Raw genomic sequence first — 13073 nt, 5'->3', positions numbered from 1 at the left:
CTCTGATATACCTAGCTTCATTGGCGTAAGAACTGATTTTCTTCAGCGGCGGACAGCGCGCCAGCGGGGCGCACTTGGCTGAGTGTGTAATGTGTGCTGTCACCGTTTTTTTCGGCAATGTCGATTTGCTGTAGCGCACTCGCGCCAGTGAGCGTCAGCGTTTTGGCAAAGCTGGCAAAAAGTCCGGCTTTGGGTTTGAGCGTCAGCTGCCAGCGCTGGGCATCCACGTAGCCAGTGATGACAAAGTCCGCTTCTAAAGCCGCCCAATCACCAGCCACCAGCGCCATAAAAATACGTGAAACGGCGCTATACGCCGGTTGCGATTTGGCATCGACGCGGACAATGATTTTGCCATTGACGCTTTGAATCAGCGTATCGGCGGTGATGATGCTGTCCGAGGCATAGGGTTTTTCAATTTGCCACAGCAAACCTTGCTGTTTGCGATAAACAAATTGGCCGCTGGCGAGTAAGGGTTTGGCTAAATTGGCGATGCGTTTTTCTTGGCGAAATTCACCGCGCAAGGTGTCTTTAACGCTAACGCGGGCTTTCACGTCGTCGAGTAAAGCGCTGTGCGCAGGCGCAACGATAAACAGTAAGGCCAGAGCGAGTGATTGCAGGTTCATGGTTGGGCTCGCCCTAATTTCTGCAGTCCTAATTTCTCTCTCAGGATCTCTGGCGAAACAAAGCACATTTCACCGCTACTTAGATCAACCGCCACTTGTGTGGTCTCGCCCTTGGTGAGCAATTGGCCGCTGGCCACATCGTGAATGCGATAGCTGATTTTTAAGCGGTTTTCCCATTCGACAATGCTGGCGGTCACGCGCAGCGCTTGCTCAAAGCGGGCTGGGCGCGAATAGCGAACATGCAAATCAATCACCGGCCACGCGTAGCCGGATGCTCGCATGCCGGGATAGTCATAATCAAATTGGCGCAATAGCGCGCTGCGGGCGAGCTCAAAATATTTAATGTAATGGCCGTGCCAAACGACTTCCATCACGTCGATATCATGAAACGCGGGGGTAATTTCAATACTGTGCGAGTGCATGGCGTGCATTAGACGGCTCCGGGAACGCTGAGATTTTGCGCTTGAATTGCCGCAATTACCGCCCGCAAATCGGTGTCAAGTGCCCGATCTTCAACTAAATGCGCCGAGAAAGTGCGAACTTCAGCCATCAAGGCGTTGACCCCCGGCGCGCATTGCGCGGCGCTAAGCTCGCCTTGGGCGATGCGCAGTTCAACGCCTTGGACTGCAGCCAAGGCATGGGCGGCGATGACTTGTTCGGTCAATTGCAATACCCGCAATGCATCGCGCGCGGCAATGGTGCCCATGCTGACTTTGTCTTGGTTGTGGCATTCGGTGGAGCGGCTAAATACGCTGGCCGGCATGGTGAGTTTGAGCGCCTCGGCGGTCCATGCTGAAGCGCCGATTTGTACGGCTTTAAAGCCATGATTAATGGCGCGTCGCTCGCCGCTGGCCCCCGATAGATTGCTCGGCAAGCCATGGTTGTAGCGGGTATCGACTAACAGTGCCAGTTGGCGATCCATTAAGTCGGCTAAGTTGGCGACGCAGTTTTTTAAGCTGTCCATCGCAAAAGCAATATGCCCGCCATAAAAATGTCCGCCATGCAAAACGTGCTCACCTTCGCCGTCGATAATCGGGTTGTCGTTGGCGCTATTGAGCTCGTTTTCGATGAATTGGCGCAACATCGGCAACACGTCAGCCAGTACACCAATGACGTGCGGCGCACAGCGGATTGAATAGCGATCTTGTAGCCGCAGGCCTTCACGCGGCGCTTCACCGGCAAGTAAGTCATCATGAATCCACGCGGCGACTGCGTTTTGCCCCGGATGCGGTTTGACTGAAAACAGCTTGGCGTCAAAATGATAGCTATTGCCATCGGTGGCCAGCGAAGTGAGCGCCGTAAGGCGGGCGCATAATTTCACCAGATATTCCGCGCGGCGATAGGCAATACACGCCAGCGCGGTCATCACTGCCGTGCCATTCATTAACGCCAAGCCTTCTTTGGGGGCTAGCGTGAGTGGGCTGATATTCAGTTCTGCGAATGCTTTTTGAGTGGGGTATGGCTGGCCATTGCGGTAAATATCTCGTTCCCCAGCCAATACCGCAGCTACGTAAGACAGCGGCGTTAAATCGCCACTGGCGCCGACTGAGCCTTCTTCGGGAATCACCGGCACGAGATTTTGGTTAATCAATGTCGCCAGTTGTTCCAGCAAAATCCAGCGCACGCCAGAATAACCTTGCGCCAAAGACAGCAGTCGAACCGCCAAAATCGCGCGGCCGGTAAACTCATCAAAAAACGCCCCTAAACCACAACCGTGATAGGTATACAGTTGGCGCGGTAATTCGGCGACCAAATGCGCGGGAATGGCGACGGTGCATGAATCGCCGTAACCGGTGGTGACGCCATAAATTTCGCCGTGCTCAGCGAGCAACTGCTCGAGAAACTGGCTGCCGGCATGCACGCGGCGGATGAATGCCGCGTCGTTGGCTAATTGCACATTGTGGCCGGCCGCGACAGCGAGGATGTCTTCAATAGTGAGGCGTGTCGCGCCAAATTCGATGCGAGGAGCAGAGCTATGCATGGGGAAGCCAAAAAGAGTAAAAGTTAGACCACTGCAAAGGCGCAAGCTGGCAGTAATAAGCCAGTCGGTCGGCGTAACGCTGTGCCGATTGTTGCAACCACGGTTGCCGCTCTGCTCGGGCAATAGTTTGCGCTTCGCTGAGCGTTTCCAGATAAACATGCAGGCCATCGGCCGCTTTTAGACAAACCGCAAACACCAGCGGGCATTGCATCATCAGTGCCAGCAAATGCGGACCCAGCGGCAATGGGGCGGTCGCGCCCAGAAAATCGACGTTGAGCGTGCGGGCCGCAGTATGTGCGTTGACCGGTACGCGATCGGCGGCAATCACCAGCCATTCCCCGCGTGCCACCCGTTCGGATAAATCAGCGGCCAAGGCGGCGTTGAGATCCTCAACTTGAATTAGCCGCACCGAGCGAGTCCCGGCTTGTGCCGCCAAAATACGGTTAAATTGCTGGGCGTGTTGCGTATGCACCAAGACATTGAGCGTGAGCTCGCTGATGTGTTCTGACAAGGCCTGCATCGCTTCGGTATTACCTAAATGCGCCGTGAGCATAATGCCGCCTTGGCGCTGCGCCAATCGGGCGTGCATCATGGCTTGACCATGCATATGCACTTGGCTTGGATTAAATTGCCCCGACCAAACGCGCAACTTGTCGAGCGTGGTGTCGGCAAAGCTTAAATAATGTTGCCAACTCAATCGTAGCGATGGCGTGAGATCCAGCGCTGGTGCGGCCCGCTTTAATTGCCGCAAATAGTGTAATGAAGCGCGGCGAGCTGACGGGCCAAAGACAAAAAACCAAGCCAGTATCGGGTAAAGCATCAGCGCAAACAGCGGCCGACCGCCAAGACGGTAGGCGGCGAACATGCTTTTCATTCCCCAATAGGCAATACGCCCCCCGCGCTCCCTTTGCGCGCTCCAGCTCGATTTACTCATGCGCGAAACCAAGGGGCGATCAAGTGCTGTACTGGATTCATGCGCGAAACCAACGCGCGATTAAACGCGGACTGCGCCACAGCATGCCAAAAAACAGTTTGGCGTGTAGGCGTGAAATTAATAGATTGTCGCGCCATAGCGCAAAATGCGACACGCCATCGAGTGGATATTGCACTGGCGTGGCCAATTGCACGATGGGCACGTCGGCCCAGTGCAGCCGCACCATCACTTCAATATCAAACTCCATGCGGCGGCCAAGTGCTTCGCGCTCGATAAGGGCACAGCTGGTGGCCAGCGGGTAGACGCGAAAGCCGCACATGGCGTCTTGAATTTGCAATGACAAGGTGTTAATCCACACCCAAATGTGGGTGGCATAGCGTCCATACAAACGCCCTTTGGGCACGGAGGCATCGTAAATCGGTCGCCCCGCAATCAGCGCATTCGGTTGCGTCTGTGCCGCATGGATAAACTGCAAAATATCAGGGGTATGATGCTGACCATCAGCGTCAATCTGGATTGCGTGGCTATACCCAAGCTGCTTAGCCCAGCATAATCCCGCCATAACTGCGCCGCCTTTGCCCAAATTGTGCGGCAAGTGCTGTACTTGCAGCCAATCGGCCTGCTCAGTCGCTAAGGTGCTGAGCGTGTGGCGACAAGCGGCGTTGCTACCGTCGTCAATCAGTAAGCAAGGCAGATTAAACGGACGTAATGCGTCAAGCACCGCGCCAATGGCGTGTTGGTGGTTGTAAACCGGAATCAAAATACACGGCTTAAAATCGCTCATGCGCTAAAAACCAGTCGGCCTGAAGAGTGGCTGCCTTGCTCAGACGTAAAAGCAAACGTCACCCGTTGCCGCGCTTCATCCCAAGTGAGCTGTAGCGTGAGCAATGTATTGGGGCGGATGATTTGCTGAAATTTAATCACTTCCATATGGCTAAATACGCCCTGAATGGCAAAGTATTCGCGTGCAAATTGAGCGGCCCAATGAATTTGCGCTACGCCGGGCAAAATCGGCAGATTGGGGAAGTGCCCAGCAAAATACGCAATATCGGCGGTGATCAGCAGTTGCAATTGGCACTGTTCGCCTTCTTGCTTGAACGCGAGCGTTTGCGGCAGCAAGCTGGGCGACGCAAATAAAGGCTGTAAAGCGGCGGGTGTGGTTTTGCCTTGTGCATTGATCGGTAACGCCGCTGCAAAGCGCCAGTGGCGGGGGATGGCAACGCGCTCGATGTCGCCGATCAGGTGTTGTTTAAGCTGCTTGATGAGCGCGGTTTTTCCCCGTTGCGCCAGTAATGTAATCCCAGCGGCATTGAGTACGACAACGGCATTTAAGCCTTGCCGGCCCTCAGTTTCTGCAGCAAAAACCGCCGCGTCCGTCACTTCGGGCAAATGCTGTAGGGCGTGCTCGACAGTGGCCAGTGCAATGCGTTGTTCTTCGATTTTAGCAATGCGATCGAGCCGTCCAAGTAGGGTGAATGTGCCATCGGCGCTGATATTGGCGGCGTCATCCATCGTGGTCCATTGCTGGGGAAATAAATGCGCTGAGCAAATTTCCAGCGCGCCAGTAGCGTTAATGCGTAGCGCCACATTGGGTAGCGCTTGCCACGCGTTAGGCTGTTGCCGCCAAGCGACGCCGCCGGTTTCGGATGAACCAAAAATCTCGCTGATGGGTATGCCACTCGATTGGGCAATTCGCTGCGCGACTTCGGCATTGAGTACGCCAGCGGATGAAAACAGCGCCGCCAGATGCGGCCGAGTTGCAGCCCACGGTTGTTGTTCAGTGAGTCGCTTGTAATGCGCGGGGCTGGCAATCCAGCTAACTTTGTTCGCCGCCAGACTCATCGCAAACAGTTGCTCAGGGAAAAACGCCGCCTCGGCCGCAAATACACGGCCAAAGCTCACCGGCCAAATGATCCGAAACAATAAACCATACAGATGCTGCTGGCTGACGGTTGCCAGCAGCAGCGAGTCGGCGACTTGTGCGCCAAATAACGATTCTAATGCGCGCACTTCAGTGAGCAGCTGTTGGAGCGTTTTATGAATTGCCTTGGGTTCACCACTGGAGCCCGAGGTGTAAATCACCAACTGACAAGTGTGCGGCGCGTAGGGTTGTAGTGCACGAGGCTTGAGCGCGCTCGGTTCGCACAGTGCCGCAATGACTAAGCCCCATTGCGGCTCGTCGGCCAGACGCAACGTTGCTGGTGTGGCATTGATTCGCGTTTCATCCCCGGGCAGATGGACGATTTTGTCGGTTTGCCATGCGGCATACAGGGCCACGGCAAACCAATACGCGTCACGGCAAAATAGGCTGATTTCGCGCTCGTTTTGCATCGCCAGCGTGTGCGCCAGCGCCGCCACGTGCGCGCTAAATTCGCTGCTGCGGATGAGTCGACCTTGTTGTAACGCAAAGTCATAAGCAGGGGTATTGCAATCAAGCCATTTATTTATCATTGTTTGGTGCGAATACGCTGGCGCAGTATCCATTCTCCAGCCATTAGGGTGCCCATGAGTAGATAGGCAATGCCGCCATTATATAAAGTCCAGTGATCCCAACTGGCAAAGCGCGCCGTCCACAGTGCGATGCTGCCGTTGAGCATAAAAAACCCACACCAGACTTGCGTCACTTTGCGGGTGTACGCCACGCCAGCGGCCGGTAAGTTGGGCTCGCTCAGTCTGGCTAGGCGTTCAATCACGCTCGGTCCGCGCCAAAGGCTGTAGGCAAACACGGTCAACATGGTCAGGTTGATTAAAACGGGGTAATAGCGCAGCCACGCCACATTGCCTTGAATGTAGAGTATACCCGCCAGCGCCAATAAAATAGCGACTTGCAGTGGCATACCTGGCGTCTTAATCGCACTCGCGCCCCGAATCAGCGCCAGTAACACCAAGCCAAACGCCAAGGTGCTGGGTGACACCTGCCCCAATGAAAAATACACCAAGAGCGGGTAAAGCAGCATCAATAGCCCGCTGATGAGGGTGAGGGTTTTTTTCATTGCGCGGTGGAATGAGCACTAGGGTCTGTTGACATTTGGTTTGCGGATCGCGTTTGTGCTGATTTTGGCCTGAAACAAGGCGAAAAATGCGTGGCATAGTCATTCTATGCAAGCGTTTTTCAACGCAGTGTCAGGCCAAAATCAGCCAAACCCTAAGGGCTGGGCGCTTTTCGCGGCATCTCTGCGTTATTTCATGCTCGAATAGCGGGTTATTGGTCGCATAAAATGCCTTGATCTGCCGCGAAAATCGCTCCAGCGCGACCGAAAACCAAACGTCAACAGACCCTAGGCATGCAGCAGTTTATCCACCGTGTCGACAACGTCTTGCACGGTGCGAACTTGCTTGAAATCGGCGGGGCTGATTTTTTTGCCCACCAGCGTTTTGAGTTCTGCCGCCATATCGACGGCATCGATGCTGTCGATTTCTAAGTCGGTATACAACTGGGCATCAGGGGTAATGCGTGCAGGGTTAATTTCAAATAACGTGGCGATAATGTTGACGACCGCGTTGTGAATGGCTGTTTTGTCCATAAAGGTTCTCTGGTTTTAAGTGGCTTAAACTGCGCGTTGTGCGCTCACTAGCTTGGCCAAGGCGCGAATTGAGGCAAAATGCCGGTAGTTTTCGGCTGAATCTTGGTGCAGTTTGATGTGGTAGCGTTTTTGTAAACCCACGCCCAATTCCAGCGCATCAATCGAGTCCAGACCTAAGCCTTCATTAAATAAGGGTGCTTCAGCGTCGATGTCATCGATGCTGATGTCTTCTAAGTTCAGCGTTTCAATAACAAACAGTTTGATTTCGTTAATCAGCGGGTTATCCACGGTTTAATTCCTGCGTGTAAAGGTCGATAAGGTCACGATTGAGGCAACGTGCAGCAATCGGGTCGCTACGGCTGCGGCGATACGCGCTGGGGTCGATGTCGTCGAGTACCCGTAATGTCATGACAAAACGGCGGGGCGGTATCTTGTACCACTTTTCTTGCTTGGTCAAAGTGCTTGGGCTAATGGTAATCACCACCGGGGTTAACACCGCAGCCCCTTTGATGGCAATGGTCGCTGCGCCGCGGTGTAATTGCAGGCTTTGGCCGGGCGTGCTGCGCGTGCCTTCGGGGAAAACAATCAGGCAGTCGCCTTGCGCCAGTGCGGCCACGCTGGCTTGAATCATGTGCTCATTACTGTCGTTGGGTATAAACCCGGCGGCAGCAACGGGGCCAGCCACGCAAGGATTACGCCATAAACTGCCTTTGACCACGCAATTGGGCGCATCGATCTGCGCCATGATAAACACCACGTCGAGCAAAGACGGATGATTGGCAATGATCAGCTGGCCGGGGCGGCCGAGCCGTTCTTGGCCTTCAATCTGCCAGTGCAGAATGCCTAAAAACCGCATCCAACGCATAAAGTAGCTAAAGATGCGATGAATAATTTGGCGCGCGCGCGTCTGCCTTTGCGCTGTGGGCGTGAGTTGATTCAGTACGGGAAACAACAAGCCCAATAGTGCACCGCCAATACCAAAGCAGCTAAAGGCGATTACGGTCGCTATTTGTCGCCAAAGGGTGTTTATTTTTTGCGCCAGACTCATAAGCGAGTCCATAGCCAATTGCATCGGGCTCCGGCGGTAATCAGTTGCGGCGCATGGCTATGCCACCATTGCAAAAAATCTAAATGCGTGGGGTCCGCCGTGAGCGCATGGCTTTGGGGGATGGCGCTTAATTTTAAATTCGCCGCTTGGCCATCGATTAGCATGGCCAGCGCAAAAGGAATCGTGCTTTCTGATGCATCGGGCCGAAAGATCGCAGGCACAGCTTCATCGGTGCACATCAGTAATACGGCGGGGTTGGCCTGATCGGCTAGCAGTGTGGCCGCCTCGAGCACGCCCATCGCTAGCGTATCGATACCGGCGCTGATGGCGCTGCATTCTGCGGTTTGTTGCGCTTGAATGCTCCATAAACCTTGAATGGCATTGTGCACTGAGTGGCTAAAGCGCGCGGGCGACAATAACTCATGGTTGGCTAAGGCTTGCAGCATCTGCGTTGTTTGTGCGATTTCGCCATGGCGTGAGGCAAAAACACAGCGCAGCGCGGTTTGTTCTGGATGGGTGTCGTGTGCCAATTGCAAATTAATTCGCGCTAGCGGCGATAAGCGGCGGCGTTGCAGCGGTGCAATGAAGTCCAGCTTGGGTTTGTCGTTGCGCGTTTCATGCCAACTACTAAGGCGTGAAAGATGGATTTGAATGGACCAGTAGGGCGAGAGCATGACGAGGTAAACCAGAGAATCAAGACTAAAAGTAAGGCGCAGTATGGGATGGGTTTAATGCATGCCGGGGGCGATTTTGCCATAGTTTGCTATGACAAAGTCAATTTTATGCGTTTGGCACAAGGGCTTAATTTCGCTTTGCAGGGTGGTTAGTGGGATTAAGCAGGGGCATTGCAGTGTATGACCCTGCTGCGAAATGGCGTAAAACTTAATTTTTCATTAACCCTAGCGCCTGTAAGCTGTCTTTACTTAATTGAATGCGCTGGCTGAGCGGTGTTTCTTTGGCTTGATCCATATTGAGCGCAAAGCTATAGATTTTACCGTCTTGTTCTAACCAGCCGACAAACCAGCCAATGTCTGCTGGGCTGGCGCGGTAGAGCCCAGTTTTACCGTAGAGCGTCCAGCCTTTGCCCGATTCAAGTTGCATAATGTCGCGCACCGCGATTTGGGCTGATTGAGGTAGCGGGAGCTGGGTTTGTGCCAGACGAGCTAAAAATTGGCTTTGCTCTATCGGGCTGATTTTGAGTGGCCCTTTGAGCCAAAATTGCTCAACTTGTGAACCAATATCGGCATTGCCGTAGTTGAGCTTACCCACGTCACTTTGCATGGCGCTCAGGCCGATTTTTTTGGCCAGTTGTTGGTAGGCTGGCACGTTGGACACGCGCAGCGCTTCGCGTAAACCCATATCGTGCGCCCAACTGGCTAAATACACGGGCTGGCCATCGTAATGGTAAAACACCTCATCCACACTGCTGACCGCTTTGCGACTCAGGCCAATTAAGCTATTGGCGATTTTAAAGGTGGATGCCGGAAAAAAGCGCGTTGCGGCCCGCGCATAATTGTGGCCAATGCGTCGCTGCTGACTGACATCAAAAATGACGATGCTGCCTTGGATTTGCTGTTTGGCAAAGATGGCGGCGATTTGGCTGTTTTCTTCAAAGCCCGATGCTTGTGGCGTGATCAAGGTTTGCGCTTGCGCGAGCCCAGTACACAAAGTCAAAGCCGCCACCAAGGCGGCAAAATGCGCGGCACTTTGGCGGCGTAATTTCACGCCCCAAAGGGTGGCGCGAATAGCTAGGCGGGCAGGCATGTGTGTGAATCCGATTCAGTCAATTTGGCAAGAATCGGCATGGTAGTGCAGCGCATCGGGCATTAAAAGTAATAAAGTCGGCTTGGCGTGCTGGCAGTGCCGAGATGCCGTGGTGCGTGTTTAGTGCTGGCAGTCCGGCCCGCAGTGATGTGGCGTGGGGGCGACGGAGTGGGTTGCCGCTGCGCCTTTAATGTGTACGCCAACGGCGCTGAGTTGCTTTTGATATTCGGTTGCGGCACACGCGGGACATTGGGTGAGCGCGGGGTCGCTGAGTTTTTGTAAGTGTTCACCATAGTGCGCGCAGGCGGCACAGCGATAGGCGTAGATGGGCATGGTTTTCTCTTTGCTTGGCGCGTGTATATCGGTTGACTGGCGGATTTTATCGCCGTCGCTGACAAACTAGCGAGTGTTGTTGGTGTTGCCTAGATCGGGAAAGCTTCAATAGGCACCGCGCATTCAATCCGTTATAAGCAGCAATCTCCCCTTGGTTTTTTACGCCGCCATGCTGACGCAGCAACTTTCTTTGGTTTTGCAATTACTGCAGCAAACTTGCATTTTCATGGTTATCGCTTGGCTATTGGCGCGCACGCCCTTGTTTACGCCTTTGATGCAAGTGACCATTCGCTTGCCGCATAAACTGACGTGTTATTTGGTTTTTTCTGGGTTTTGTGTCCTTGGCACGTATTTGGGACTCAAGGTGGATGACTCGATTGCCAATATTCGCGCCATCGGTGCCGTGTTGGGTGGCTTGTTGGGCGGGCCTTCAGTGGGTTTGGCGGTGGGCTTTACCGGTGGGCTGCATCGCTACTCCCTCGGTGGGCCGACGGATGTAGCTTGTATGATTTCAACGATTTGCGAAGGCTTGTTCGGCGGCTTGGTGCATCGCGCCTTGATCCGTCGTGGGCGAGTGGATTTGTTGTTTCAGCCCATGCTGGTCGGGATTGTGACTTTGCTGGCTGAAATGCTGCAGATGGGGGTGATCCTCGCGGCAACAAGGCCGTATTCGGTGGCGTATGGCGTGGTCAATAGCGTGGCTTTGCCGATGCTGATTGCCAATAGCGTGGGTGCGGCGATGTTTATGCGCTTATTGCTCGATCGGCGGGCGATGGCCGAGCAGTATTCGAGCGCTTTTTCAGCGCGTGCTCTGCGCATTGCGGCCAGAACTGAGGGTTTATTTCGGACCAGCTTTAATGAAGCCAATTCAATGCGCGTGGCGCAGATTATCTCGGAGGAAACCGGCGTGGGCGCGGTGGCGATTACCGATAGAGAAAAATTGCTGGCGTTTACTGGTACCGGCTCTGACCATCATTTGCCCGGCACGCCTATTACTTCCAAACATACGCAAGATGCGATTCGTGATAATCGGGTGGTGTACGCCGATGGCAATGAGGTTGCGTATAAATGCTCGATTCATCCCGAATGCCGCTTAGGCTCGACCTTGGTGATTCCATTGCAAGATGCGGATGATCAAGTCATCGGTACGATTAAGTTGTATGAGCCCAAGGGGCGTTTATTTGCCAAGCTCAATCGAACCTTGGGCGAGGGCATTGCCAAGCTATTGTCGCGGCAGATTCTCACTGGCCGGATCGAGGCGCAGCGCGCTTTGCTGGCGCAGACCGAAATTAAACTACTGCATGCGCAAGTCAATCCGCATTTTTTATTTAATGCCCTCAACACCTTAAATGCAGTGATTCGGATTGACCCAGCGCGCGCGCGAATTTTGGTGCAGCATTTATCGACTTTTTTTCGCAAAAATCTCAAACGCCCCGATGGTACTGCCACATTGGCCGATGAAATCGAACATGTGAATGCCTATCTGCAAATTGAATTGGCGCGCTTTGCCGAGCGTTTGCAGGTTGAGGTCGATATCGCCCCGCAATTTAGTCAAGTGGGCTTGCCGGCGTTTTCATTGCAACCCTTGGTCGAGAATGCGATTAAACACGGCACTTCGCAATTGCTGGGTACCGGGAAAATACGGCTGTATGCTGAACCCGCGAGTAAGAGCAACACCTTGCTGCTACACGTTGAGGACAATGCGGGCCTGTTTAATGCCTTGCGAAAAAGTAGTGATGGCATGGGGATGAGCTTGGTCGATCGGCGCTTAAAAGCGCAGTTTGGTCCAGAGTATGGCTTGAGCGTAGCGCATGAGCCCGAGCAATTTACCCGCATTAGTTTAAGTCTGCCGTGGGTGGTTGAGGAACTGTTGGTGGAGGAGTCGTGATGCAGGCTTTATTGGTGGATGATGAACCGTTGGCGCGCGATGAATTGCGCTGTTTACTTGAGGACGCTGGCATTGATGTGGTGGGTGAGGCGAGTAATGCCATCGAGGCGATGCAAATGATTTATCGTTTGCGCCCGGAGGTGGTGTTTTTGGATATTCAAATGCCGCGGATTTCTGGCTTGGAATTGGTCGGCATGCTCGATCCCGATAAAATACCGCAGATCGTGTTTGTGACGGCGTTTGATGAACATGCCGTGAAAGCATTTGAAGAGCACGCTTTTGATTATTTGCTGAAACCGGTGCTAGCTAGCCGCTTGAATAAAACCTTGGTGCGCTTGAGTAAGCAAAATGGCGCGGTACCCGATTACCAATTAATTGCCCCGCGCCAAGCACTCAGGCAGTTGCCGTGTCATCGGCATGATCGGATTTTATTATTGCCGCTCGATGAGGTTGATTACGTGGTGGCGCGGTTGTCTGGTGTGTATTTGGTGACGCAAGACGGCACAGAGCATTTTACTGAGCTGACGTTGAAAGTGCTGGAAGAAAAAACCGGCTTGCTGCGTTGCCATCGGCAATATCTGGTGCATCCCGAAAAAGTCGCGCAAATTGTGTTGGGCGAAACGGGTGGTGGCGAGGTCATTACGCGTGCCGGACTCAATGTGCCAGTGAGCCGACGGTTTTTAAAACCACTGAAAGCGCAGCTGGGCGTTTTGTTTTAGCTTGAAGACCGGCGGGCGCGGCACGGTATCAATAGCTGTTTTATGGGTATATATCGCTAAGCCTTGATAAACAAAACGCTTGGCGATATACCTCCCAATCCCCAATCCCCAATCCCCAATCCCCAATCCCCAATCCCCATCACCATCACCATCACCATCACCATGCCGCCACTAAAGTAAATATTTACGCCGCTTAATTCTGCCAGTGACCACTCGCTGAGTTTGAGTGCCACTGGCGGTAAGGGCTGTTTTAGCATTG

General features: G+C 53.6%; 16 protein-coding genes. 2 read left to right on the top strand and 14 right to left on the bottom strand.

Annotated features, from left to right (window positions below):
• Positions 1–17: 17 nt before the first annotated feature.
• The 13 genes from LG219_RS03425 to LG219_RS03365 form a co-directional block, all read right to left on the bottom strand.
• Positions 18–623 carry an outer membrane lipoprotein carrier protein LolA gene (locus LG219_RS03425; RefSeq protein WP_226763135.1) on the bottom strand — a complete coding sequence of 202 codons (606 nt, stop codon included), beginning with the start codon at positions 621–623 and terminating at the stop codon, positions 18–20.
• Positions 620–1054, bottom strand: a complete 435-nt coding sequence (locus LG219_RS03420) for an acyl-CoA thioesterase (RefSeq protein ID WP_226763134.1) — start codon at positions 1052–1054, stop codon at positions 620–622. Before LG219_RS03420 ends, LG219_RS03425 begins: the two co-directional genes overlap by 4 nt.
• The gene (locus LG219_RS03415; protein WP_226763133.1) at positions 1054–2604 is read right to left on the bottom strand and encodes an HAL/PAL/TAL family ammonia-lyase; all 1551 of its coding nucleotides are present in this window, start codon (positions 2602–2604) and stop codon (positions 1054–1056) included. Before LG219_RS03415 ends, LG219_RS03420 begins: the two co-directional genes overlap by 1 nt.
• The gene (locus LG219_RS03410; protein WP_226763132.1) at positions 2597–3538 is read right to left on the bottom strand and encodes a lysophospholipid acyltransferase family protein; all 942 of its coding nucleotides are present in this window, start codon (positions 3536–3538) and stop codon (positions 2597–2599) included. The genes LG219_RS03415 and LG219_RS03410 overlap by 8 nt, the downstream gene beginning before the upstream one ends.
• A gap of 37 nt (positions 3539–3575) precedes the next feature.
• Positions 3576–4322 carry a glycosyltransferase family 2 protein gene (locus LG219_RS03405; RefSeq protein ID WP_226763131.1) on the bottom strand — a complete coding sequence of 249 codons (747 nt, stop codon included), beginning with the start codon at positions 4320–4322 and terminating at the stop codon, positions 3576–3578.
• Positions 4319–6022, bottom strand: a complete 1704-nt coding sequence (locus LG219_RS03400) for an ApeI family dehydratase (RefSeq protein ID WP_226763130.1) — start codon at positions 6020–6022, stop codon at positions 4319–4321. The genes LG219_RS03405 and LG219_RS03400 overlap by 4 nt, the downstream gene beginning before the upstream one ends.
• Positions 5986–6531, bottom strand: coding sequence for a COG4648 family protein (locus LG219_RS03395; protein ID WP_226763129.1), 546 nt, complete (start codon positions 6529–6531; stop codon positions 5986–5988). Before LG219_RS03395 ends, LG219_RS03400 begins: the two co-directional genes overlap by 37 nt.
• Before the next feature lie 285 nt (positions 6532–6816).
• Positions 6817–7062, bottom strand: coding sequence for an acyl carrier protein (locus tag LG219_RS03390; RefSeq protein WP_226763128.1), 246 nt, complete (start codon positions 7060–7062; stop codon positions 6817–6819).
• Positions 7063–7086: 24 nt separating this feature from the next.
• The gene (locus LG219_RS03385; RefSeq protein WP_226763127.1) at positions 7087–7350 is read right to left on the bottom strand and encodes a phosphopantetheine-binding protein; all 264 of its coding nucleotides are present in this window, start codon (positions 7348–7350) and stop codon (positions 7087–7089) included.
• Entirely contained in the window at positions 7343–8110 is a 768-nt protein-coding gene (locus tag LG219_RS03380) for a lysophospholipid acyltransferase family protein (protein WP_226763126.1), read from the bottom strand. Before LG219_RS03380 ends, LG219_RS03385 begins: the two co-directional genes overlap by 8 nt.
• Positions 8107–8784, bottom strand: coding sequence for a beta-ketoacyl synthase chain length factor (locus LG219_RS03375; protein ID WP_226763125.1), 678 nt, complete (start codon positions 8782–8784; stop codon positions 8107–8109). The genes LG219_RS03380 and LG219_RS03375 overlap by 4 nt, the downstream gene beginning before the upstream one ends.
• Before the next feature lie 208 nt (positions 8785–8992).
• Entirely contained in the window at positions 8993–9874 is an 882-nt protein-coding gene (gene blaOXA / locus LG219_RS03370; RefSeq protein ID WP_226763124.1) for a class D beta-lactamase, read from the bottom strand.
• Between the two features lie 120 nt (positions 9875–9994).
• Positions 9995–10207 (bottom strand): FmdB family zinc ribbon protein, encoded by a 213-nt coding sequence (locus LG219_RS03365; protein ID WP_226763123.1) that lies wholly within the window; start codon positions 10205–10207, stop codon positions 9995–9997.
• 169 nt (positions 10208–10376) lie between these two features.
• On the opposite strand from LG219_RS03365, the gene LG219_RS03360 reads away from it, so the two are divergent.
• Entirely contained in the window at positions 10377–12095 is a 1719-nt protein-coding gene (locus LG219_RS03360) for a sensor histidine kinase (protein WP_226763122.1), read from the top strand.
• The gene (gene btsR, locus LG219_RS03355; protein WP_226763121.1) at positions 12095–12814 is read left to right on the top strand and encodes a two-component system response regulator BtsR; all 720 of its coding nucleotides are present in this window, start codon (positions 12095–12097) and stop codon (positions 12812–12814) included. The genes LG219_RS03360 and btsR overlap by 1 nt, the downstream gene beginning before the upstream one ends.
• Positions 12815–12870: 56 nt before the next feature.
• On the opposite strand, the gene LG219_RS03350 is transcribed toward btsR, so the two are convergent.
• A complete protein-coding gene (locus tag LG219_RS03350; RefSeq protein WP_226763120.1) occupies positions 12871–13071 on the bottom strand; it encodes a hypothetical protein in 201 nt (66 codons plus the stop codon).
• Positions 13072–13073 lie beyond the last annotated feature (2 nt).

Origin of the sequence: Deefgea salmonis (assembly GCF_020531905.1) — a bacterium.
GTDB lineage: Bacteria > Pseudomonadota > Gammaproteobacteria > Burkholderiales > Chitinibacteraceae > Deefgea > Deefgea salmonis.
The sequence above is the reverse complement of the archived record's forward strand: the minus strand, read 5'-3'. Positions and strand labels throughout refer to the sequence as shown.

Excerpts from the sequence above, each read along its gene's own strand:
- LG219_RS03410 (WP_226763132.1), bottom strand. The coding sequence starts at position 3,538 with ATGAGTAAATCGAGCTGGAGCGCGCAAAGGGAGCGCGGGGGGCGTATT.
- LG219_RS03380 (WP_226763126.1), bottom strand. The coding sequence starts at position 8,110 with ATGAGTCTGGCGCAAAAAATAAACACCCTTTGGCGACAAATAGCGACC.
- LG219_RS03395 (WP_226763129.1), bottom strand. The coding sequence starts at position 6,531 with ATGAAAAAAACCCTCACCCTCATCAGCGGGCTATTGATGCTGCTTTAC.
- LG219_RS03425 (WP_226763135.1), bottom strand. The coding sequence starts at position 623 with ATGAACCTGCAATCACTCGCTCTGGCCTTACTGTTTATCGTTGCGCCT.
- LG219_RS03390 (WP_226763128.1), bottom strand. The coding sequence starts at position 7,062 with ATGGACAAAACAGCCATTCACAACGCGGTCGTCAACATTATCGCCACG.
- blaOXA (WP_226763124.1), bottom strand. The coding sequence starts at position 9,874 with ATGCCTGCCCGCCTAGCTATTCGCGCCACCCTTTGGGGCGTGAAATTA.
- LG219_RS03360 (WP_226763122.1), top strand. The coding sequence starts at position 10,377 with ATGCTGACGCAGCAACTTTCTTTGGTTTTGCAATTACTGCAGCAAACT.
- LG219_RS03420 (WP_226763134.1), bottom strand. The coding sequence starts at position 1,054 with ATGCACGCCATGCACTCGCACAGTATTGAAATTACCCCCGCGTTTCAT.
- LG219_RS03350 (WP_226763120.1), bottom strand. The coding sequence starts at position 13,071 with ATGCTAAAACAGCCCTTACCGCCAGTGGCACTCAAACTCAGCGAGTGG.
- LG219_RS03365 (WP_226763123.1), bottom strand. The coding sequence starts at position 10,207 with ATGCCCATCTACGCCTATCGCTGTGCCGCCTGCGCGCACTATGGTGAA.
- LG219_RS03375 (WP_226763125.1), bottom strand. The coding sequence starts at position 8,784 with ATGCTCTCGCCCTACTGGTCCATTCAAATCCATCTTTCACGCCTTAGT.
- LG219_RS03415 (WP_226763133.1), bottom strand. The coding sequence starts at position 2,604 with ATGCATAGCTCTGCTCCTCGCATCGAATTTGGCGCGACACGCCTCACT.
- LG219_RS03405 (WP_226763131.1), bottom strand. The coding sequence starts at position 4,322 with ATGAGCGATTTTAAGCCGTGTATTTTGATTCCGGTTTACAACCACCAA.
- LG219_RS03400 (WP_226763130.1), bottom strand. The coding sequence starts at position 6,022 with ATGGATACTGCGCCAGCGTATTCGCACCAAACAATGATAAATAAATGG.
- btsR (WP_226763121.1), top strand. The coding sequence starts at position 12,095 with ATGCAGGCTTTATTGGTGGATGATGAACCGTTGGCGCGCGATGAATTG.